This window comes from Actinomyces ihuae (genome assembly GCF_001457875.1).
GTDB lineage: Bacteria > Actinomycetota > Actinomycetes > Actinomycetales > Actinomycetaceae > Pauljensenia > Pauljensenia radingae_A.
The window spans coordinates 620,407-641,008 of the sequence record NZ_CZPX01000004.1; the positions used below are offsets into that span (position 1 = coordinate 620,407).

Consider the following 20,602-nt stretch of genomic DNA (forward strand, 5'->3'; position numbering starts at 1 on the left):
GGGGGCTGCTACGACCAGATTTCCACCGTCTGACTCGGATCTAACCACATGCCGTCCGACTCCGTGACATCGAATGTTGTCGCAAATTCCGGAAAATTGCGAAGCACCTGGTTGCATCGAAATTCTGCCGGCGAATGAGGGTCAATAACGAGCATCTGCTGGGCGAACTCGTCGCGCGACTTGGATCGCCAGATTCGAGCCCATGAGTAGAAGAATCGCTGCGGCCCGGTCAGGCCGTCGATAACGGGCGCATCTTCAGGGCGATCAATGCCCTGATCGCGAAGCGAAGCACACCACGCCCTCCACGCGATTGCCAGACCACCCAGATCTCCGATATTTTCACCGATGGTTAAGGCGCCGTTGACGTGTACCTCGGCGGGAGCTGCTTCTAGCTGGCGGGGGACAAGAGCCTCGTATTGTTCGATGAGGTGGTGCGTGCGCGATTCAAATTCGTTGCGATCTTCATCAGTCCACCAGTTACGCAGTGCGCCGTCTGCGTCGTAGCGCGATCCCTGGTCATCGAAACCATGTCCGATTTCGTGGCCAATGACGGCACCGATTGCACCGAAGTTCACTGCGGCATCAGCATCTGGATCAAAGAAGGGAGGCTGCAGGATAGCGGCGGGGAATACGATCTCGTTGAGTGACGGGTTGTAGTAGGCGTTCACCGTTTGAGGCGTCATAAACCATTCGTCGCGGTCCACCGGCCGTGACAGCTTGGCCCATTCATAGTCCAGTTCATATGCGTCTGCCTTGCGCACGTTGTCCACCAGTGACGCATTCTCATCAAGATCGAGACCTGAATAGTCACGCCATGTGTCGGGGTAGGCAATCTTGGGATTGAAGGTATCGAGCTTTGCCAGCGCCTTGGTGCGCGTCTCCTCGCTCATCCAGCTCAGTGTGGAAATAGACGTACGGTAGGCCTCCAACAGGCGTTGGACGAGTGCTTCCATCTGTTCCTTATAGTCAGCGGGGAAGTGTCGCTGAATATACAGGCGTCCCAGGGCGTCACCCAGTGTGCCCTCCACCAGGCCCAAACCGCGCTTCCATCGCTGTCGGAGTTCTTCGGTGCCGGCAAGCGTGCGTGAGTAGAAATCGAAATTGGCTTCAACGAACTCGTGTGACAGCAGTGAAGCGTGGGCGCTGATGATCTTGCGGCTCTGCCACAGTTTGAGTGTGCGCAGGTCCTCCGATGCCCACATCGACGCCGCGGTGGCCAGGTAATCAGGCTGATTGACGTTGACATTCGCGATTGATTCGAGTTGAAGGCCAACCTGTTGCGCCCAGTTACGCCAGTCGAAACCGGAATTGTCGTCAATGAGTTCCGAGACGGTGCGAGGGTTGGTTGTCTTGTGAGGATCTCGGTTTGTGACGGAATCCCAGTGGTGTGCGGCTAAGCGTGTCTCCCAGTCCATGACGCGCTGAGCGCATGAAGCAGCGTCGCCCTCGTCGTCGCCAATGTGGGCGAGGGTAAACAGGCGCTCAATGTGAGAGCAGTAGGCTTGGCGGATTGGCTCGTACTGGTCTTCGCGATAGAAGGATTCGTCCGGAAGACCCAAACCGGCCTGCTGGAAGTAGAGCATGTAGCGTGAGGTGTCATCGGTGTCGGTGTTGACGTAAGGCACAAAAAACGTGGAGATGCCTCCGCGCATGAGCTGGCCGCTGAGTGTGGCGAGCTCGTCGTGGGATGTCGTGGCGGCTACCGCCTTGAGCAGTGGAATGATGGGGGAGGCGCCCTGTTCCTCAATGCTGTCCTCATCCATGAATTGGCGGTACATGATGGCGATCTTGTGAGCTTCCGGATCGTCGATCTGTCCGGCCAGCGCATCCTCAACAATTGCGCGTCCACGTTTTTCCGACAGATCGCGCAGCGTGTAGAAGGCGCCATCGATGGGGCGGTCAGCTGGAATGTTGTGGTCCGCGAGCCAGGCTCCATTCACATGGCCGTAGAAGTCATCCTGCGGGCGAACGCTGGGATCGGTCAGGGACTGGTCGAGGACGTGTGCAAGAAGTTCAGTCATGTCTGACACTGTACGTGCCGACAGTGTGATGATCCAGTGCCAGAAGCTGCGGCGCCCATCAAATAAGTATATGCAATACATAACTTGTGTTCATAATGGTATTAGCTCTATACTGATTGATGTCATCACACAAGTGAGGGAGAGCATAGTGGCTCGAGCAGATTCGACGTGGATGGAGCACATCATTGCCACCGTGAAGGAGCGCGTTGATGCGCGCGTTGGCGAGGTTTTTGAGGACTGTTTCGTCAACACCATCAGTTCGACAATTGAGCGTTACGACGACGGCAGCGCATTCGTTCTGACCGGTGACATTCCGGCGATGTGGTTGCGCGATTCCACATGGCAGATGATTCCGTACGTGCATTTCTCCGGTGATTACCCCGAGATTGCCGAGCTGATCGGTGGGGTGCTCCAACGTCAGTTGATGTATATCGATATGGATCCGTACGCAAACGCCTTCAATGCCGAGCCCAACGGCGCCGGCCATCATGACGATCTCACCGAGATGAGCCCGTGGATCTGGGAACGCAAGTACGAGGTTGACTCTTTGAGCGCTCCCTTGTTCCTGGCTGGTCATCTGTGGGACCGAACCCATGAGGACGCGCATCTGGGTGGCCTGGAGAAGGCTCTGGAAACAGTCGTCGATGTCTTTGCACGCGAACAACGTCACGAAACATCTGACTACCGTTTTGAACGCCCCGGCGCTCAGGTAGCGACCGAAACTCTGTCTCACGGTGGAAAAGGCGCTCCGGTGGGATACACCGGAATGACGTGGAGCGGATTCCGTCCCAGTGACGATGCGAACAGCTACGGATATAACGTTCCGGGCAATGCATTTGCTGTGGTTGTTCTGCGAACGGCGGCCAGGGTTCTTGAACAGATGAATGCTGCAACTGGCGCCACTTCAAGCCCGGTTATTTCTCGGGCTCGTGACCTTGCTGACCAGATCAGCGCCGGTATCTACGAGCACGGCGTCATTGATCATCCGCAGTGGGGGAAGGTATTTGCCTATGAAGTAGATGGTCTGGGACAGACTTTGATCATGGATGACGCCAACATGCCCAGCTTGTTGTCGCTTCCGTATATTGGCTTCCTCGAAGCGGATGATCCAATTTACCTCAACACTCGAGCCATGGTGCTCTCCGATACCAACCCGTTCTACTTCAACGGGTCGCGTGCGCAGGGAATTGGCAGCCCTCACACGCCGCACGAGTACATCTGGCCAATCGCATTGGCGGTGCAGGCACTGACAAGTACGTCAGCTCACGAAGTTGACCAGATAATCGACACTCTGATTCACACGACGGGCGGAACTGGCCTGATGCATGAATCTTTCCATAAGGATGACGATGCCCTGTTTACCCGTGAGTGGTTCTCGTGGGCAAACGCCATGTTCTGCGAGTTGGTTCTGGCCTACTGCTCGCTTACCCAGTCGAACGATATTTCGAGAAAGGAGGCAAGCAATGGATGAGGCTCAGACAACGCAGGCAACCGTTTCTGCCAAAGAAGACGCGCCGACGCGCAAGAAAAAGGACAGAGGAGCCAATCGCGATCTCAAAGCTGCTTTGGCGTTCATGGCTCCCGCAATCTGCGGTTTCAGCATTTTTGTTGTCTACCCGCTCATCAGCGCAGCCTATTTATCACTGACCCGGTACAACGGAATCACCCCGCCGAAATTTGTGGGTCTGAAGAACTTTATCCGAATGTTCACCGCTGATCCGTCGTTCCTGAAGACGCTGTCGGCAACTGGATATCTGGTTCTTCTTTACGTACCCGCATCGATGGCACTCGGACTTGCGCTGGCTGTCTTTGTCAACGTCAGGCTCCCAGCCGTATCCGTGATCCGAACAATCTTGTACTTGCCGGCAGTTCTTCCCATCGTCGCCACGGTCACGCTGTGGAAATTCATCTTTGACCCGCAAGTCGGTCTGGCTAACCAGGTGCTGGGATTCTTTGGAATTCCACCAATTGCATGGCTGAGTAATGAGCACACAGCGATGCCGTCGATTGTGATCGTCATGCTGTGGGGCGTAGGGTCAACAATGATCATCCTGCTCGCAGCATTGCAGGCAGTGCCCAACGAAATCTACGAGGCAGCCAAAGTTGATGGTGCGGGACCATTCCGCATCTTCTTTTCGATCACTCTGCCGTCGATTGTCCCGATCCTGATTCTCCAGTTCGTCATGCAGATGAACGGTGCTATGCAGACCTTCGTTCAGCCGCAGATCCTCACCGGCGGTGGCCCCAGCTGGGCGACAAATACGCTCATGCTGTCGATCTACAACCACGGTTTCCCGCCGCTGGGACGAGTTCCGGAACTGGGATACGCGACCGCTCAGGTGTGGATTCTGTTCTTCCTGATCATTATCTGCCTGGCTTTCGCAGCTCGATTCACCAAAGCCTGGAGGTACGACGATGTCCAAGTCTGAGCTGGTTGAAGCACCTGAACTCGTGACAAGTGTTGCGAAGAAGCCTCGGCGCGCACAACTCAAGAAGCGTCCTGGGCGTGCGGTGATGTGGTATGCATGCGCAATTGTCGCATGCTCCACGATGCTGCTTCCGCTGTTGTGGATGATCACGATCTCGCTGAAGTCGAATTCCACTGTTTTCGAAGTTCCACCTTCATTCCTCCCGGATGAATGGGTCTGGTCCAACTTCATCGAAGGCCCACGAATCATCAAGTTCCCACGCCTGTTCGTCAATACGCTGATCATTTCCCTGCTCAGCACCTTCGGCGGCGTTCTGACCTCGATGATGGCTGGCTACGCGCTGGCACGCCTGCGCTTCAAGGGCCGCAGAGTGTTCTTCTACATCTTTGTTGGTTCCATGCTGCTGCCCGGAATAGTTGGCATCATCCCCTTGTTCCAGCTGTTCAGGGACATCGGATGGTATGACACGTGGTTCCCGCTGATCGTGCCTGCATTCCTAGGTGGTAACCCACTCTTCATCTTCCTGGCTCGCCAGTACTTCCTAGCGATTCCCATGCAGATTGATGAATCTGCAAAGGTCGATGGAGCAGGACACATTCGAATCTTCTTCTCGATCATGTTGCCCATGACGAAGCCGGCGTGGATCGCAATGGTCATCATGGCCTTCCAGGGAGCATGGAACGATTACCTCAATCCACTCATCTACCTGAACTCCACTGACAAGTGGACACTGGCGCTGGGCATGTCATCATTTGTGTCCGGTTTCGCCAGTGAAGCTCCGGACTGGTCGAAGTACATGGCAACCAACCTGTTGTACATGCTTCCACCTCTTCTGATCTTCCTCTTCGCTCAGCGTTACTTCATTGAAGGCTTGAGCGCCCTCGGAAACACATCTCAAAAGTAGAAGTCCAATCACAGGAAATATGAAAGGAGTCGACGATGACAATCCGACGCACAGGACGGAGGATGGCCGCTGTCGGCACAGCCATCGCTCTTCCACTCACCATGGTTGCCTGCAGCTCAGGAGGCAGTGAATCCGGCGAAAGTGGTGAACCGCCTGCATCAGCTGAAGGCACCGTCAACTACATGACGTGGGAATCCATCGAAACCAACAACTTGTTCGACAAGATCGTGGCAGAAAAGTGGGACAACCCGGACATCACAATCAACCGTGTTGACGCACCTTCCGGCGACTACTCGCAGAAACTTGGTTCACTGGCTCAGGCCCAGAAACTGCCCGATATCTTCTGGTGCGGTAACGATACTGAGCAGCAGTACACTCAGATGGGAATTCTGACGGACTGGACCGACAAGATTGCGTCCGACTTCAAGGAAGGCGAGCTGGGCTTCCTCGATACGTGGAAGACTCCCGAGAACGGTATTGGCGGCCTGCCCTCACTGATTAACGTCACAGGTATCTGGTACAACCAGACGCTGTTTGAAGAAAACAACGTTCCTCTGCCCACGCAGGACTGGACGTGGGATGACCTCTACTCAGCTGCCGCCGCTTTGAAGGGTGCCGGCGGGTCAACCTACCCGCTGCTCCTTGATGGCCTGACCAGCACGAGTGGCCCGGTCGCGATGGGACAGTACGCGATGTCAGCAGGTGGCCAACCGTTTGTTGACGATGTCAACAATCCGACGAAAGCCGTGGCCGATGACAAATTCATGGAGGGCCTCGACAAGCTGGTGAAGGCCATTGGAGACGGCCTGGTGAATCCTCCGGACTTCAACCTGGACAACTCCACCTCACTGTTTGCTGCAGGCTCGCAGCCGATGATGTCGAGCGGCCAGTGGTTGGCTCAGTCATTCGGTAACGATGCGAAGGGCTTTGAGTGGGGATGGGCGCCGCTACCCAGCCAGTCCACTCCTGCCACGTTCTACGATGCAATCGGCATGTGCACACCTCAGAGCACGGCCAACGCTGATGATACGTGGGAAGTTGCCAAGTTCCTCGAAACTGAAGTGATTCCGGAAGTTATGGCACAAACACCCGTTGCACCTCCGGCATACGAGCCCGGACGTCAGGGCTATCTGGATTCGATCAAGGATCTTGCCGGCTCGACGATCTCAGACACCCTGGAATACTCACTGGGCATTGAGAACACCACAGGCGTTCGCCTGACAACCACGTGGGCATCGCAGGCCGGCGACCTCGCGGTTCAGATCTGGACGCCGATCCTCAAGGGTGAAAAGCCAATCGAGGAAGTGTCCGAATACGTTGACGGCGTCAACCAGTTCATCGAAACTGGCGGTCAGTAAACGTCACGAGATAAGAGCCTCCGGAGTTCGCTCCGGAGGCTCTTTCTTTGTCCTGTGCGTGGCGCCGGTTCAATTAGATCGGACGAACAGAGTCACCCGGTACGAGAGTGGTAGGGAGCACAATCTTGTCAGCAGTTGCCCCGCCATCGATTTGCTGCAACGTCACATCCAGCGCGCGCGCCCCGATCGCTTCTTGCTGCTGAGCAATGTGTGTCAGCTGTAGCGTGGAGCCCAGAGTTTCGGAAGGTTGCTCGTCAAAGCACACGAGCGACAGGTCGCGGGGAATGGACTTGCCGAGGTTGGCTAACGCTTCTTCAAGGAGCACCGCGATAGCGAATTCACATGCAACCGCAGATGTGACTTCAGGGTGGTCGCGAAGGAACGACCCGATACGCTTGATATCGTCCTTCCGTGTTCCTGCGTTGCCTGGCGTCGTGGACGTGATCTGATCGCATGCGAGCGATTCATCCAAAGCGACATCGTTGATAGCATGGGCAGCCACCCACCCGTGGTGACGGTCGGCATTCGAGGTCAGTGACCTGCTGGCACCAAAGAGAGCTATGTGGCGGTGCCCGGCTTCAATCAGACATGTGGTGGCCTGGATGCCGGCATTCATGTGATCCGATGTGACTGCGGCTACAGGAATCGAGTCGTAGCGTCGGTCGATGATGGTCAGCGGATATTCGGCGCTGACAAGTTTGAGTACCGATGAATCAATCATCTGCGAGCTGGATGGCAGCAGGATCAGGCCACGGGCTCCTGCGCCCAGCGCGCGTTTAATCGCCTCGCGCTCTTTCTTGGTGTCGCCGCCGGTCCGCATCAACATGATGTGCGCACTGTCCTGAGCGCGGTCGAGGACACCCTCGACAATGCGGGTGCCGAATGCATCGTTGAAGCTGGTCATAATGAGAGCCACGACGGGATCTTTGGTGGCGGGGGAGACCTGCTGAGGTGATTGTGCGATGACCGTCGTGCCGACGCGCGGGCGTCGACGAACAAAGCCATCATCTCGAAGCATGCTGAGAGCGCGCCGAATCGTAATGGAGGAAACTTCGTACTTGTCGCGCAGCGCCGATTCTCGTGGAAGCGTGGAACCTATGGGAATCTCTCCGCTTTCAATTGCGGCCCGTAGATCGTCATAGACGCGTTGATACAGCACTGCTGCGCGCTCCCTTCACGAAAGGTGACAGGCCAGTGACGCGCGAAGAGCGCCGTCACCAGCCTGCCGTAATTTTGCGTTGACTAGCCCTTCTCGATCGTGATCGAGTCGATGTTGGCATAGTTCGTTGCAACGAGCCGATCAAACTTCAGCTCGACAGTATTTGTCCCGGGTACCAGCAGTACGGGGATTGACACGGTCTGCCAGTCCTGCCATCCGTCGGTGGCAGGCATCTGTGCACTGACAGCGGGGAAACCGTTGACCAGAACGGCTCGCGCAGCGTCGCCATTTCCTGCTGCATAGCGAATATTCAGGCGGTGCAGTCCGCCCCACTTCGACTGGAAGGCAACTGTGGCTGATGTGTCGACCGAGTTCCACCCGGCCAGGTAGCCGCGGCCTGTGTATTCACCATTGGCCTCAGTGTCGATGCCATCGTGGGCGCCGTTTTCGATTTCAACTGTGCCGACTTCAGGAAACGGAACGTGAGTGAAACCAGGTTGCGCTTGATGGACGATGGACACTGCAGATGCGGCGCTCACTGACGCGCGTGCTTCCGTGGTGAGCAGGGGAGCCTTGAAGGCCCAGTCTGTCCATCCGATCGAGTTCAGGCCAGTGTTTTGAGCCGCGGCCCTGGCGTTGACACTGAGGAAGTTCTCATAGGAGTCATCGCCGGTGACGTTGATGTAGTCCCGCAGGTGGCGGGTGAAAATCGCCTTGAACGCCTGGCCGTCGCCGCCCCGCTCGCCGGTGAAGATGCCGCCAATGGTCAGATTCTCGATTGCCCAGTCAAATGCTGCGCGAGCCTCGTTGAGGTATTTTTCATCATTGGTGATCTGGTACAGGCGGGTAGCCGCTCCAGCAAAAGCGCCGTTGTTGTAGGTGAAGTCCCAGGAGTTGACGACGCCGTCCTCTTTGATGTTGTCTTTCAGGTGTCCGCCGTTAAAGAAGATTTCTTCAAGGAAAGCGATCAGACGCTGTGCAGTGTCCTTGTACGCGCTGTCACCAGTGGCCATGTACAGTTCAGCTGCAATCCAGGCAGCCGTTCCATTGGTTGCAACGTTCTTCTCATTGCGGTAGGGGTTGCCGACATTGGTGTTCTTCCACCAGATGCCGCCTCCGAAATGGTCATCTTCGAACTGTGAGATGAAGTCGAAGATCGATACGGCTTCTGTCAGATATTTGTCATCACCGGTGAGTTTCCATGCGCGGAGGGCGCCCTGTGCCCACCAGCCCATGTCGTCGTTGAAATCGTTGCGTGAAAAGTCAGGGTAGAAGGCTCGCCAGCCGTCAAAGACCTGATCAATCATCTGTCGCGACTGGTCATCGCCCACCCGCTCGTAACGATCCATCACGGTGTTCCACAGCTGAGCTTCCCACCAGTAATCGGTGTACAGACCGTTCCTGGGGCCGGCATGGTGTCCGGCGTGAACGTGGTGGTCTGAATAGGTATAGAAGTACTGGGCTTCTGGATCCCAGTATTTGTCGACAAAGGCGTTCCACATTTTCGTGGCCTTGTCGGGGATTGACGGCGCAGCCTGCGTAGGCGCACTCACGCAGAAAACGGCGAGAAGCGCTGCGATAATCGGTGCCGTCAGGAAGCGGGCGATCTTGCGTATTCTCATTGTTCATCCTCGAATCAATGCGTATTTGGAGATCATGATGATTGATCGAAATATGTACAATATACAGTGACACTGATCCTGCGGCATGTCAAGGGCGTCGGCAAAATTGCCGCGTTGAGAATTAGTCGTTCAAGTGAGCGACTGTCTCGCCTTCCACCAGCGTCAACGGTAAAGATATCTTCTCTGTGGATGCACCTTCGCGAATCTGCTGGATCGTCGTTTCAACAGCCAGTCGGCCCAGTTCCTCCTGCTCCTGCTTCATATGCGTGAAGTGTGACAGCGTGTGGTCGAAACCCGCTGGACGGTGATCAAAGCAGATAATGGACTTATCCTCGGGAATACGCAGACTCATGTCGTCGAGGGTGTCACGCAGGATAAGCGCAATATTGTATTCGCACGCGACGAACGCAGTGACTTCCGGGTGCTGCTCAATAAAGGCGCGCAGCTGGACCTGATCGTCTTCCACCGACACGTTCGTGCCCGGTGTGGTCGAACGAATCTCGTGATAGGACAGTGACTGATCCAAGCTGATATGGCGCAGTGCGTGTGCCTTAACCCAGCCGGAGTGGCGATCGGCATTGGATGTAACTGTTCGCGGCGCACCGATAATGGCAACATGGCGGTGACCTGCATCAAAGAGATACTCCGTTGCAGTAATAGCGCCTGCCTCGTGGTCCGAACTCACCGCAGCCACCGGAATCGTCTGGTAATGGCGGTCAAGGATCGTTAACGGGAAATGCTCTCCGATAAGCTTGAGGACAACCGGATTGATCATCTCGGAAATGAGCGGCATCAGGATAATGCCCTGCACGCCGGCCCGGATCACTGATTGAATCGCTTCGGTTTCGCGGCCAGCCTCGCCTCGCGTCAATTTGACGATCAGATTCGCGGTCCCAAAAGACGCCTCAAATGCTCCGGTCAGAATATGCGCACCGAACGCTTCGTCGAAATTCGTGACAATCAGGCCGATCAGCGGTTCTTTCTGCCCTTCGCGAGGACGGGTTGGAGTATTCGACACGACCGTGGTCCCGATGCGAGGCTGACGCGTGATGAAGCCGTCCTCGCGCAGCATGTCCAGTGCGCGGCGAATGGTGATGGAACTGACGGAATAGTGTTCGCGCAGCTGAGCCTCGCGGGGAAGGCGTGAGCCGATCTTCAGATCACCACGGACGATGCGGTTCCGAATGTCATCGTAGACCCGTTGATATAAAGCACTCACGGAGCGTCCTATCCCGTTGATTCTAAAAAGTATTCTTATTCAGTATAGCGAGCTACAGGAAGACCCTTTGAAGGTTGGCTCTATTCTAGCTCACTGCCGCTGCGAACAGGCCATTCGCGAGGCGCAACCAACGGGACACATAGAGCGAATACCAGGGGTACGACTGCACTGATCAAAAGGGCAGCACGCAGTCCTGACCCGCCATCGTCAGGTAAAATCCGCGCGACCGGCTCGAAGAAACCGGACGAGGCTAATGTCCCTTTGGGCACACCGACGCCTTGCTCGGCAAAGAAGGAAGACCACTGCACCATCGTCAGTTCAGCAGCTCCGCCGGTCATCATCAACACCAGCGCAATGAGGAAAGCGGGCATCCCGAGTAGTGATTTCACGGGTGTGCGATCCTCATCGGCCACAGTGGGCGGCAAGGGGACACGCAGGAAGAGCAGAAGATTCACGGCAGGAATGACCGCCCACAGCAGTGGCAGCAGTGACTACTACTGCGTGCCGATAAGCGAGATGAGAGCTGTCGTACGGATCGGACGCAACCTGGGGGAGTACCGCCAGTAGCACAAGGCCGACCGTCGCTGCCGTGTGGGCGCATACCATAGGCGGCCTGTAGCCGACCTTGTCCACGATGAACATCGCGATGAAATCAATGAGCAATTGGATGCAGAAGTTAAACGATGACAGGATTCCCAGTTGTGCGACGGAAGTATCGAGCTACTCGTTAAAGATGACAAAGAGCAGGGGAGCCAGGGTGTTGATGACCGCCTAAACAACGTACCCCGTGTAACAGGCACGCACAGTGGCCCGCTCACTGACTTGACGCGATGCCATCGGACCTCGTTTCGCGTCCAGAGAGACCATAATGGAGTTATGACAACTTCACCATCTGCAGGCCGGCCCGCGCGCCGCGCAATCGTGACGGGCGCATCCAGTGGCATCGGACAGGAAACAGTTCGCCAGCTTCGTGACCGTAACTGGGAGATCATTGCTGTTGCCAGACGCGGTGACCGTCTGAAAGATCTTGCACACGAATGCGGATGCATTCCCTTCGCTGCAGACCTGGTGGATGAAGGCCAGGTTGACGCTCTGGCCAGGTTCGCTGACGAGAAAGGTGCGGTGGATGCCCTCGTCAATTGTGCTGGAGGGGCCAGAGGGGTTGAAACGATCGCTGACGCCGTTGTGGACAAGTGGCAGCACATGTTCGACATCAATGTGAAGACCACGCTGCAACTGACCCGGGCACTGCTGCCACAGATGCGTCAGCGCGGCGGCGACATCGTCTTCCTGACATCGACAGCCGCCCATGACACCTATCCCGGCGGGGGAGGATATGTGGCCGCCAAACACGCCGAACGTATCATTGCCAATACTCTGCGCATTGAATTAGTAGGCGAGCCGGTACGGATCATTGAGATCGCACCTGGCATGGTCAAAACGGAGGAATTCTCCCTGCGTCGCCTGGAGTCACAGGAAGCCGCCGATTCGGTGTACGAGGGCGTCGCGGAGCCACTGACAGCTGCTGACATTGCAGATGCGATTGTATGGACCCTGACCAGGCCCTCGCATGTCAACATCGATTCGATGATTATCCGCCCACGCGCCCAAGCCAGCAATACGCTTGTCGCCCGCGAAACAGACGGGTCGAATTAGGGCAAACGCCACATGGACGCGCATGAGCCTTGCGCCTCAAGTCGGCTACTATTGGCAGTGGCGATGATCCGACCCGGAAATTCCGGGATATCAGCGGGGAGTCTTCTGGAAGAACGAGGCTTCGGCCTTCAGTAGAACCGGACGGGTGGGCCCGACACAGCCCCAAACGAGTGGTCGCTCGGGGATCCTGATAACGGAGCGCGAGCGTCAAACGGGGTGGTACCGCGGAAGCTGGCGACGCCAGGATCCGTCCCTGTATTGCTACGCAGGAGACGAAACGAGGACCATCATGGCGCAGGGACATTACCCTCTGAACGGGAACACCCATCCAACCGGTAACCCCTCTTTCCCAGATATGGAAGAGGCGACTCTCAAGTACTGGGATGAGCACGATATTTTCGCCAAGTCCGTCAATGAGCGTGCTGCGGGCAATCGCGGCGACAATGAATTCGTCTTCTATGATGGTCCGCCCTTTGCCAACGGCCTGCCACACTACGGCCACCTGTTGACCGGCTATATCAAGGACATCGTCGGCCGCTACCAGACGATGCTGGGGCATCGCGTGGAGCGACGCTTCGGATGGGATACACACGGCCTGCCCGCCGAACTGGAAGCACAGCGCCTGCTCGGTATCGACGACGTCTCCGAAATCACCAAACCAGGCGGACTGGGCATCGAAAAGTTCAACGCTGAATGCCGATCCTCCGTCCTGCGCTACACGGATGAATGGCAGGACTACGTGACGCGCCAGGCACGCTGGGTCGACTTCGACGACGACTACAAGACTCTTGACATCACCTACATGGAATCGGTGCTGTGGGCGTTCAAGACGCTGTATGACAAGGGTTTGGCATATGAGGGATACCGCGTGCTGCCGTACTGCTGGCACGATCGCACCCCGCTGTCGAACCACGAACTGAAGATGGATGACGACGTCTATCAGGACCGCACCGACCAGTCAGTCACCGTCGGCTTACGCATGGAAAGCGGCGAGCTGGCCCTGATCTGGACAACAACCCCGTGGACACTGCCTTCCAATCTCGCCATCACTGTTGGGCCGGACATCGAATACGTTACGGTTGTTCCTCAGGAAGGCGAACTGGCGGGTGAACGCGTCATCATCGCGCATGACTTGCTGGCGTCCTACAGCAAGGAACTGGGCGAAGGTCCGACGATCGAAGCCACCTATCCTGGCTCTGAGCTGGTCGGACGGCGCTATGCACCGATTTTTGACTACTTCGATACCGATGAACGCCGCGCTGAAGGCCAGACGCCCGGACCGAACGCATGGACCATCATCGCTGGCGACTTCGTCACCACTGAGGACGGCACCGGCCTGGTGCACACAGCACCGGCATTTGGTGAAGACGACATGATCGCCTGTCAGGAAGTCGGCATCAGGCCTGTCGTCCCTGTCGATGAGGCAGGATGCTTCACCTTTGAGGTGCCCGACTACGAAGGCGTGCAGGTGTTCGACGCGAACAAACTCGTGCTGGCTCACCTGCGCGAACAATCAGGGCCCATCGCACGTCGCCCTGAAGAGGTGCGTGCGAAGATGGTGCGTCAATCCTCATTCACCCATTCCTACCCACACTGCTGGCGCTGCCGTAAACCGTTGATCTACAAGGCGGTCAGTTCATGGTTCGTCAAGGTCAGTGCTTTCCGTGACCGAATGGCGGAGCTCAACCAGCAGATCACATGGGTACCTGAGCACACCAAGGACGGGATCTTCGGAAACTGGCTGGCCGGCGCCCGCGACTGGTCCATTTCGCGTAACCGCTTCTGGGGTGCGCCGATCCCCGTGTGGGTCTCAGATAATCCGGAATACCCCCGCGTTGACGTCTACGGCTCGATTGCGGACCTCGAAGCTGATTTTGGGGTCGAGGTCACCGATCTGCACCGCCCATTCATCGACACGCTGACACGACCAAACCCCGACGACCCGACCGGCACATCCACAATGCACCGCATCAGCGATGTGTTCGACTGCTGGTTCGAGTCGGGCTCCATGCCGTACGCCCAGGTGCACTACCCGTTTGAAAACCGCGACTGGTTCGAAAGCCACTACCCGGGCGACTTTATTGTCGAGTACATCGGGCAGACCCGCGGCTGGTTCTACACACTTCATGTTCTGGCCACCGCACTGTTTGACCGGCCCGCATTCACGCACTGCGTCTCCCACGGAATCGTGCTGGGCGACGATGGCCGTAAGATGAGCAAGTCCTTGCGCAACTTCCCGGACGTCAACCGCGTCTTCGATGAGTACGGGTCCGACGCGATGCGGTGGTTCCTCATGAGCTCACCGGTTGTGCGCGGCGGCAACCTCATTGTTCACGAGGGTGGCATCCGCGACACGGTGCGCCAGATCCTGCTTCCCCTGTGGAATGCCTACCACTTCCTCGCCCTGTACGCAGGTGCGTCCGATCATGGCAATGGATATGTGGCTGAGCCGCTGGCCTTGGACGATCCGAAAGTGCTTGACGGCCTCGACGTCATGGATCGCTACCTGCTGGCACGCACCCAGTCACTGGCTGACGCTGTTCACACCGCTTTGGATGCGTACGATATCGGCACGGCGTGTTCACTGGTTCAGGATCATATGGATGTTCTGACGAACTGGTATGTGCGCACTCAGCGTCAGCGCTTCTGGGATGAAGATGCGCGCGCATGTGACACATTGTCATCAGCCCTGGTGACCCTGTGCGAGGTTACCGCCCCGTTGTTGCCCCTGCTGACCGAGGAAATCTGGCGGGCACTCACAGGTGGAGAATCGGTCCACTTGCAGGACTGGCCGACAATGCCCGAGGCAGTGCGCAACGACGAACTGGTCGCCGTGATGGATGCAGTGCGTCAGGCCGTATCAGGTGCTCACGCATTGCGCAAGACGCATAATCTGCGCGTGCGCCAGCCTCTGCGTCAGCTTTCCGTCGTCTCGGAGGCGGCGCCCTCCCTTGAACCCTTCGCTTCTCTCATTGCCAGTGAAGTGAACGTCAAGAACGTCACTTTAGTGGATCCGGATCACTCGGGTCTGAAAGTGACGACGCAACTGGCATTGAATCCTCGCGAATTCGCCCCCGAGGTCCGTAAGGTCACCTCTCAGCTTTTCGCAGCCCACAAGCAGGGGCAGTGGGAGCTGGACGAATCAGGTCAGACTGTGACGTTCCCCAACGTCGAGGTGGGCGGGCAGCCCGTTCAACTGGGCGAGGGACAGTTCTCTGTGTCGACTACCGTCGAAGCATCAGAAGGTGAGGTTGCATCCGTTCTGGCTGACGGCACAGTGGTCGTCCTCGACACGGACATCACCGCCGAACTTGCTGCCGAGGGATACGCGCGCGACGTCATCCGCATCGTACAGGACGAGCGCAAGCGAGAGGATCTGAATATTTCAGACCGCATCGACCTGGAGCTGACCGTGCCAGAGGAACACGTGGCGGATGCGGAAACGCATCGAGACATGATCGCGCACGAAACACTGTCGCTGTCCGTTTCCATCGTTCCAGGCGATACGCTGGCAGCGCACGTCAGCGTGCACGCAGATAACTGAAGGAGAACCCTGTTCCATGAGTGACCATCCCGCCTTCTTTGGCTCCGACGAGGAACCCAGCGGCATTCCTGCGGATTTGCTGCCCTACCTTGAGGCTGCAGATGAGCCATCTGAGGCAGACCGTCAGGCCGAACAGGCTCGTCAGGAAGCCGAAGAAGCGGCGGATCGGGCAGACCGGGAACGAACCGAGGCATTGCGTGCACTGGTAGAGAATTCGCTCCTGCTCGGACCCGATCCGTCGATCCTGGCTGAAATCGAATCAGATGAGGACGAGGACGGGACACCCTCGGACGAAGAAGATCACGAACGCATGCTCGACGACGCGCAGCAGGCTGCCCAGGAACGCGCGGAAGTGGCACGCATCTACGAATCAATTGTGGCGCGCGCCCCGGAACACAAAGTCCAACCCAGCCTGGAGCGCGTGCGGAGCGTGATGGATATTCTGGGCGATCCCCACACGTCTTACCCGAGCGTGCATATCACGGGCACGAACGGCAAAACGACAACTGCACGCATGATGGATGCTCTGCTGGGAGCGCTGGGCCTGCGCACGGGCCGTTTCACGTCGCCGCACCTGCTGGACGTTCGCGAACGCATCTGCCTGGACGGTGAGCCCATCTCGCACCGGGCCTTCATTGATGCCTACCACGATGTGCAGCCCTATATCGACATGGTTGACCACAGCTCGATCGAGCAGGGTGGCCCGACACTGTCGTTCTTCGAAGTTTTCACTGTCATGGCGTTGGCTGCATTCGCAGACTATCCGGTCGACGCGGCTGTGGTGGAAGTCGGTATGGGAGGCACGTGGGATTCCACCAACGTGGTGGACGGTCAGGTCGGTGTCATTATGCCGATCGACGTTGATCACCAAAAGTGGCTGGGCAAGACGGTCACGGACATTGCCCATGAAAAGGCCGGCATCATCAAACCCGGCCAGATCACTGTTGTTGCCCACCAGCGTGACGAGGTGCTCGAGATTCTGCGCGAGCGCGCCGACCAGGTGGGTGCGCGCCTCCTGGTGGAGGGCACAGACTTTGAGGTCGTGACTCGTGAAAGGGCAGTAGGCGGGCAGCTCATGTCACTGCGCACTCCGCATGCGATGTACACCGATATTTTCCTTCCCCTTCATGGCGAGCACCAGGCGCACAATGCCGCGGCCGCTTTGGCAGGTGTGGAAGCGTTCATCGGTGAGCGCGCATTGGACGCGCAGGTGGTCGAGCAGGCATTCGGTGCAGTGACATCACCGGGCAGGCTGCAGGTCGTGCGACGCTCACCCATGATCATCGTGGATGGAGCCCACAACCCGGCAGGTGCGCGTACCGTTCGCGCCGCCATCGACGATCTCGGTCTGGCTCACGTGGTCGGCGTGTTCGCGGCGATGGCGGATAAGGACGTGGACACGATGCTCGGCGAAGTTGAACCCGTGATGGACGAGCTGATCGTCACCCAGATGGATTCTGAGCGGGCGATGGAACTCGACGACGTGCAGGCCATTGCTGAGGATGTCTTCGATGATACGAGGGTGAGTCGGATTCCTGACATCGCCGAAGCAATAGCGGAAGCTGCCACCCGTGTGGAAACACGCGCTGAGCCGGGTGAAAATGTGGCCGTCATCGTGTTCGGCTCGATTGTACTGGCAGGGCAGGCCACGCAGATCGTCTCCCAGGCTAACGGCCGCTGACTTCCACGAGTGTCGCCGTTTCCGTGGTTAAAATCCATGAAGGATGGCACCATGGATGTGAGATTGATTGGTTCAAGGAGGCACTGGTGAAAAAACTGGTCAACGACGTTCATCAAGTAGTTGAGCAGGCTCTGCAAGGCTTCGGTGGTGTGTACGCCGACCTCGTCACCGTCCATACGAATCCAGCCTATGTCACTCGTGCACAGGCGAAGGATCAGGGGAAGGTTGCCATCGTCTCTGGTGGTGGGTCGGGCCACGAACCATTACATGCGGGATACGTTGGGAAAGGCATGCTGGATGCCGCTGTGCCCGGTGCCGTGTTCACGTCACCGACACCTGACCCGATCGCGCAGGCCGCATTGGCTGTCGAACGCGGAGCGGGCGTGCTGTTCATCGTCAAGAACTACACGGGCGATGTCCTCAACTTTGAAACCGCTGCCGAACTGGTGCAGATGGACGACATCGACGTTGCCACCGTTACCGTCAATGATGATGTCGCAGTGGAGGACTCGCTTTATACAGCCGGACGACGGGGCGTGGCAGGCACGGTTCTAGTGGAGAAGATCGCTGGCGCAGCAGCCGAACGCGGAGACGATCTGGACACTGTCACCCGCATCGCTCAGCACGTGATCGACAATGTCCGATCGATGGGATTGGCACTGGGGCCCTGCACCGTGCCACATGCAGGACGCCCGTCCTTTGAACTGGGTGACAACGAGATTGAACTGGGGATCGGAATCCACGGCGAACCGGGATACCGGCGCGGTCAGATGGAAACTGCGGACACGCTGACTGAGGAACTTTACGACAAGGTTCGCTCCGATCTGGCCCTCGAAGCAGGCGAATCCGTGATTGCGCTGGTCAACGGCATGGGCGGAACCCCGCTCAGCGAGCTGTACATTGTGTACCGTCACGTGGCCGAATTGCTGCAGCGTGACGGAATCAATCTGGCACGCAGCCTTGTCGGTGACTACGTGACGTCACTGGAAATGCCGGGTGTTTCGGTTACCCTATTACGGGCGGACAACGACATCGTGGAGCTTTTCGATGCTCCCGTATGCACGCCGGCCTGGAAATGACATCAGGAGCATAGATGAGTGAGACGCTAAACGAGCAGTGGATCCGCGAATGGATGATGACTGCTGTGCACACGATCGCAGACAACAGAGAATATCTGATTGACCTGGATCGACACATCGGGGATGGCGACCACGGTGAGAATATGGATCGCGGTTTCAGTGCCGTTCGCGACGCGATGGAGTCCGATGACCATGCGCACGAAGCTGCAGCGGCCCTGCTCAAAACAGTTGCGAAGACCCTGATGTCCACGGTTGGCGGAGCTGCCGGCCCACTGTATGGCACAGCGTTCCTGCGCGCATCACAGGCACTGACAGGACAGGAAATCTCCGCCCGGGACGTGGTGGCCATGTTCGACGCAGCATTGGAAGGCATCCAGGCCCGAGGCAAGGCAGAAGAAGGCGAAAAGACGATGGTCGATGCGTGGGCACCGGCCGCTCGCGCCGCTCATGATGCTGCCAAAGTGGAGCGCCCGATCTGCGAGATTCTCGAGGCCGCCGCGCGCGCTGCCGAAGAAGGCGTTGAAGCCACGATCGACATGCAGGCCACGAAGGGGCGCGCATCATATCTGGGGCCGCGCTCAGTAGGCCACCGCGATCCTGGAGCCGCCTCCTCAGCGATGATTATTCGAGCTGCGGCTAAGGGCGCAAAGTCGGTGGATAACCGATGAGCTCAAGAGTCGCCCTCGTAATCGTGTCCCACAGTGACCTCCTGGCGAGGGGCGTGCGGGAAGTAGCAGAGCAGATGGCACCCGACGTGCACATCGAATGCGCGGGGGGAATGCAGGACGGCTCGCTGGGCACCTCCTACGACAAGGTTGCCTCTGCGATTACCCGCGCACTCGGAGCAATCGAGACCGGCCATGACGGTGCAGGCGTCGTGTGTCTGACCGACATGGGCTCAGCAGATCTGACCGTGGAATCCGTCCAGGAAATGGAAGACTTCGAGGCGTTGGAACACGCGCATGCTCCACTCGTTGAAGGCACCATTGCTGCTGCGATCAGTGCGCAATCAGGCAGTAGTCGCAGTGAGGTGCGCGCCGCAGCTGAACGGGCTGGCGCTCCTGACACGCCGCGTTCTGCCGCCTCCCCGGTGGGACGCGTCGTGATTCACGAAAACGAAGACACCGCTGACCACGTTGTGACGGCAACTGCGCGAGTGGCCGACCCGGTAGGGCTCCATGCGCGTCCGGCTGCATTGTTGGCTCGCTTAGCTGGCTCATTCGATGCAGAAGTATTCGTCAACGGAGCCGATGCAGGGTCAGCGTTGGAAGTGATGGCGCTGGGAGTGCGTCAGGGTGACATTGTGCAGCTGCGTGCCACAGGACCGCAGGCACAGGAAGCAATAGATGCACTGGTCGACAAGCTCGAAGAGTGACTGCATAATAATGTAGGTCTTTTGACCTAGTGGCCGAAAGGCTGCATGAAGTGCACGATCATCTACGAGGGGGAATGCTATGTCGGCACACGAACGCACAGACGGCTCCCATGAACGCACACTGGTGCTGGTCAAGCCTGATGGATACAGGCGAGGATTGACAGGCGAAGTGCTGCGACGGATTGAATCAAAGGGATACAAGCTGGTTGGTCTGAAAGTTCAGCAAGCCTCTGAAGAATTGCTTCAGGAACATTACCATGAACACCGCCATCGCCATTTCTACCCTGCATTGATCGAATTCATGTCGTCTGGACCGCTCGTGGCTGCCGTTGTCGAAGGGACACGCGTTGTCGACGGAGTGCGCCGACTAATCGGCTCAACCGACCCGACTGACGCCGAGCCAGGAACAATCCGTGGCGACTTGGGCCGCGCGTGGGGACGCGCAACCGCGGAAAATATCGTGCACGGATCAGATTCGCCGCACTCTGCCCAACGCGAGATTGCCCTGTGGTTCCCGGAGCTTGCCGACGATGCAATGCACGCTTAACTGCCTTT

Annotated in this window: 16 protein-coding genes; 11 read left to right on the forward strand and 5 right to left on the reverse strand. The window is 57.6% G+C overall.

Annotated features, from left to right (window positions below; translation table 11 throughout):
- Positions 1-8 precede the first annotated feature (8 nt).
- The gene (locus BN3002_RS03975) at positions 9-2,021 is read right to left on the reverse strand and encodes a M13 family metallopeptidase (protein WP_058236900.1); all 2,013 of its coding nucleotides are present in this window, start codon (positions 2,019-2,021) and stop codon (positions 9-11) included.
- 148 nt (positions 2,022-2,169) lie between these two features.
- On the opposite strand from BN3002_RS03975, the gene BN3002_RS03980 reads away from it, so the two are divergent.
- The 4 genes from BN3002_RS03980 to BN3002_RS03995 are packed head-to-tail and all read left to right on the forward strand — an operon-like array spanning position 2,170 to position 6,712.
- Positions 2,170-3,492 carry a glycoside hydrolase family 125 protein gene (locus BN3002_RS03980; protein ID WP_257525463.1) on the forward strand — a complete coding sequence of 441 codons (1,323 nt, stop codon included), beginning with the start codon at positions 2,170-2,172 and terminating at the stop codon, positions 3,490-3,492.
- Positions 3,485-4,450 carry a carbohydrate ABC transporter permease gene (locus BN3002_RS03985; protein ID WP_082628517.1) on the forward strand — a complete coding sequence of 322 codons (966 nt, stop codon included), beginning with the start codon at positions 3,485-3,487 and terminating at the stop codon, positions 4,448-4,450. The genes BN3002_RS03980 and BN3002_RS03985 overlap by 8 nt, the downstream gene beginning before the upstream one ends.
- Positions 4,437-5,354, forward strand: a complete 918-nt coding sequence (locus BN3002_RS03990; protein ID WP_058236693.1) for a carbohydrate ABC transporter permease — start codon at positions 4,437-4,439, stop codon at positions 5,352-5,354. The genes BN3002_RS03985 and BN3002_RS03990 overlap by 14 nt, the downstream gene beginning before the upstream one ends.
- A gap of 35 nt (positions 5,355-5,389) precedes the next feature.
- Positions 5,390-6,712 (forward strand): ABC transporter substrate-binding protein, encoded by a 1,323-nt coding sequence (locus tag BN3002_RS03995; protein WP_082628518.1) that lies wholly within the window; start codon positions 5,390-5,392, stop codon positions 6,710-6,712.
- Positions 6,713-6,785: 73 nt separating this feature from the next.
- Here BN3002_RS03995 and BN3002_RS04000 read toward each other — a convergent pair whose 3' ends face one another.
- The 4 genes from BN3002_RS04000 to BN3002_RS04015 all read right to left on the reverse strand — a co-directional run bounded on the left by BN3002_RS04000 (position 6,786) and on the right by BN3002_RS04015 (position 11,101).
- Positions 6,786-7,871, reverse strand: a complete 1,086-nt coding sequence (locus BN3002_RS04000; RefSeq protein WP_058236695.1) for a substrate-binding domain-containing protein — start codon at positions 7,869-7,871, stop codon at positions 6,786-6,788.
- Positions 7,872-7,954: 83 nt separating this feature from the next.
- The gene (locus BN3002_RS04005) at positions 7,955-9,493 is read right to left on the reverse strand and encodes a glycoside hydrolase family 76 protein (protein ID WP_058236696.1); all 1,539 of its coding nucleotides are present in this window, start codon (positions 9,491-9,493) and stop codon (positions 7,955-7,957) included.
- Positions 9,494-9,614: 121 nt separating this feature from the next.
- Positions 9,615-10,712 carry a GntR family transcriptional regulator gene (locus BN3002_RS04010; RefSeq protein WP_058236697.1) on the reverse strand — a complete coding sequence of 366 codons (1,098 nt, stop codon included), beginning with the start codon at positions 10,710-10,712 and terminating at the stop codon, positions 9,615-9,617.
- An 80-nt stretch (positions 10,713-10,792) separates the two neighbouring features.
- Complete coding sequence (locus BN3002_RS04015; protein WP_154955698.1) at positions 10,793-11,101, reverse strand: hypothetical protein; 309 nt, start codon at positions 11,099-11,101, stop codon at positions 10,793-10,795.
- Between the two features lie 487 nt (positions 11,102-11,588).
- On the opposite strand from BN3002_RS04015, the gene BN3002_RS04020 reads away from it, so the two are divergent.
- The 7 genes from BN3002_RS04020 to ndk all read left to right on the forward strand — a co-directional run bounded on the left by BN3002_RS04020 (position 11,589) and on the right by ndk (position 20,594).
- Complete coding sequence (locus BN3002_RS04020) at positions 11,589-12,368, forward strand: SDR family oxidoreductase (RefSeq protein ID WP_058236699.1); 780 nt, start codon at positions 11,589-11,591, stop codon at positions 12,366-12,368.
- A gap of 289 nt (positions 12,369-12,657) precedes the next feature.
- On the forward strand, positions 12,658-15,912 hold the full coding sequence (gene ileS / locus BN3002_RS04025; RefSeq protein WP_058236700.1) for an isoleucine--tRNA ligase: 3,255 nt from the start codon (positions 12,658-12,660) through the stop codon (positions 15,910-15,912).
- 16 nt (positions 15,913-15,928) lie between these two features.
- Positions 15,929-17,593, forward strand: coding sequence for a glutamate ligase domain-containing protein (locus BN3002_RS04030; RefSeq protein ID WP_058236701.1), 1,665 nt, complete (start codon positions 15,929-15,931; stop codon positions 17,591-17,593).
- Between the two features lie 86 nt (positions 17,594-17,679).
- Entirely contained in the window at positions 17,680-18,672 is a 993-nt protein-coding gene (gene dhaK, locus BN3002_RS04035) for a dihydroxyacetone kinase subunit DhaK (RefSeq protein WP_058236903.1), read from the forward strand.
- Between the two features lie 14 nt (positions 18,673-18,686).
- Positions 18,687-19,340, forward strand: coding sequence for a dihydroxyacetone kinase subunit DhaL (dhaL, locus tag BN3002_RS04040; protein ID WP_058236702.1), 654 nt, complete (start codon positions 18,687-18,689; stop codon positions 19,338-19,340).
- Entirely contained in the window at positions 19,337-20,047 is a 711-nt protein-coding gene (gene dhaM / locus BN3002_RS04045; protein ID WP_058236703.1) for a dihydroxyacetone kinase phosphoryl donor subunit DhaM, read from the forward strand. Before dhaL ends, dhaM begins: the two co-directional genes overlap by 4 nt.
- 79 nt (positions 20,048-20,126) lie before the next feature.
- On the forward strand, positions 20,127-20,594 hold the full coding sequence (ndk, locus tag BN3002_RS04050; RefSeq protein WP_058236704.1) for a nucleoside-diphosphate kinase: 468 nt from the start codon (positions 20,127-20,129) through the stop codon (positions 20,592-20,594).
- Positions 20,595-20,602: the final 8 nt, after the last annotated feature.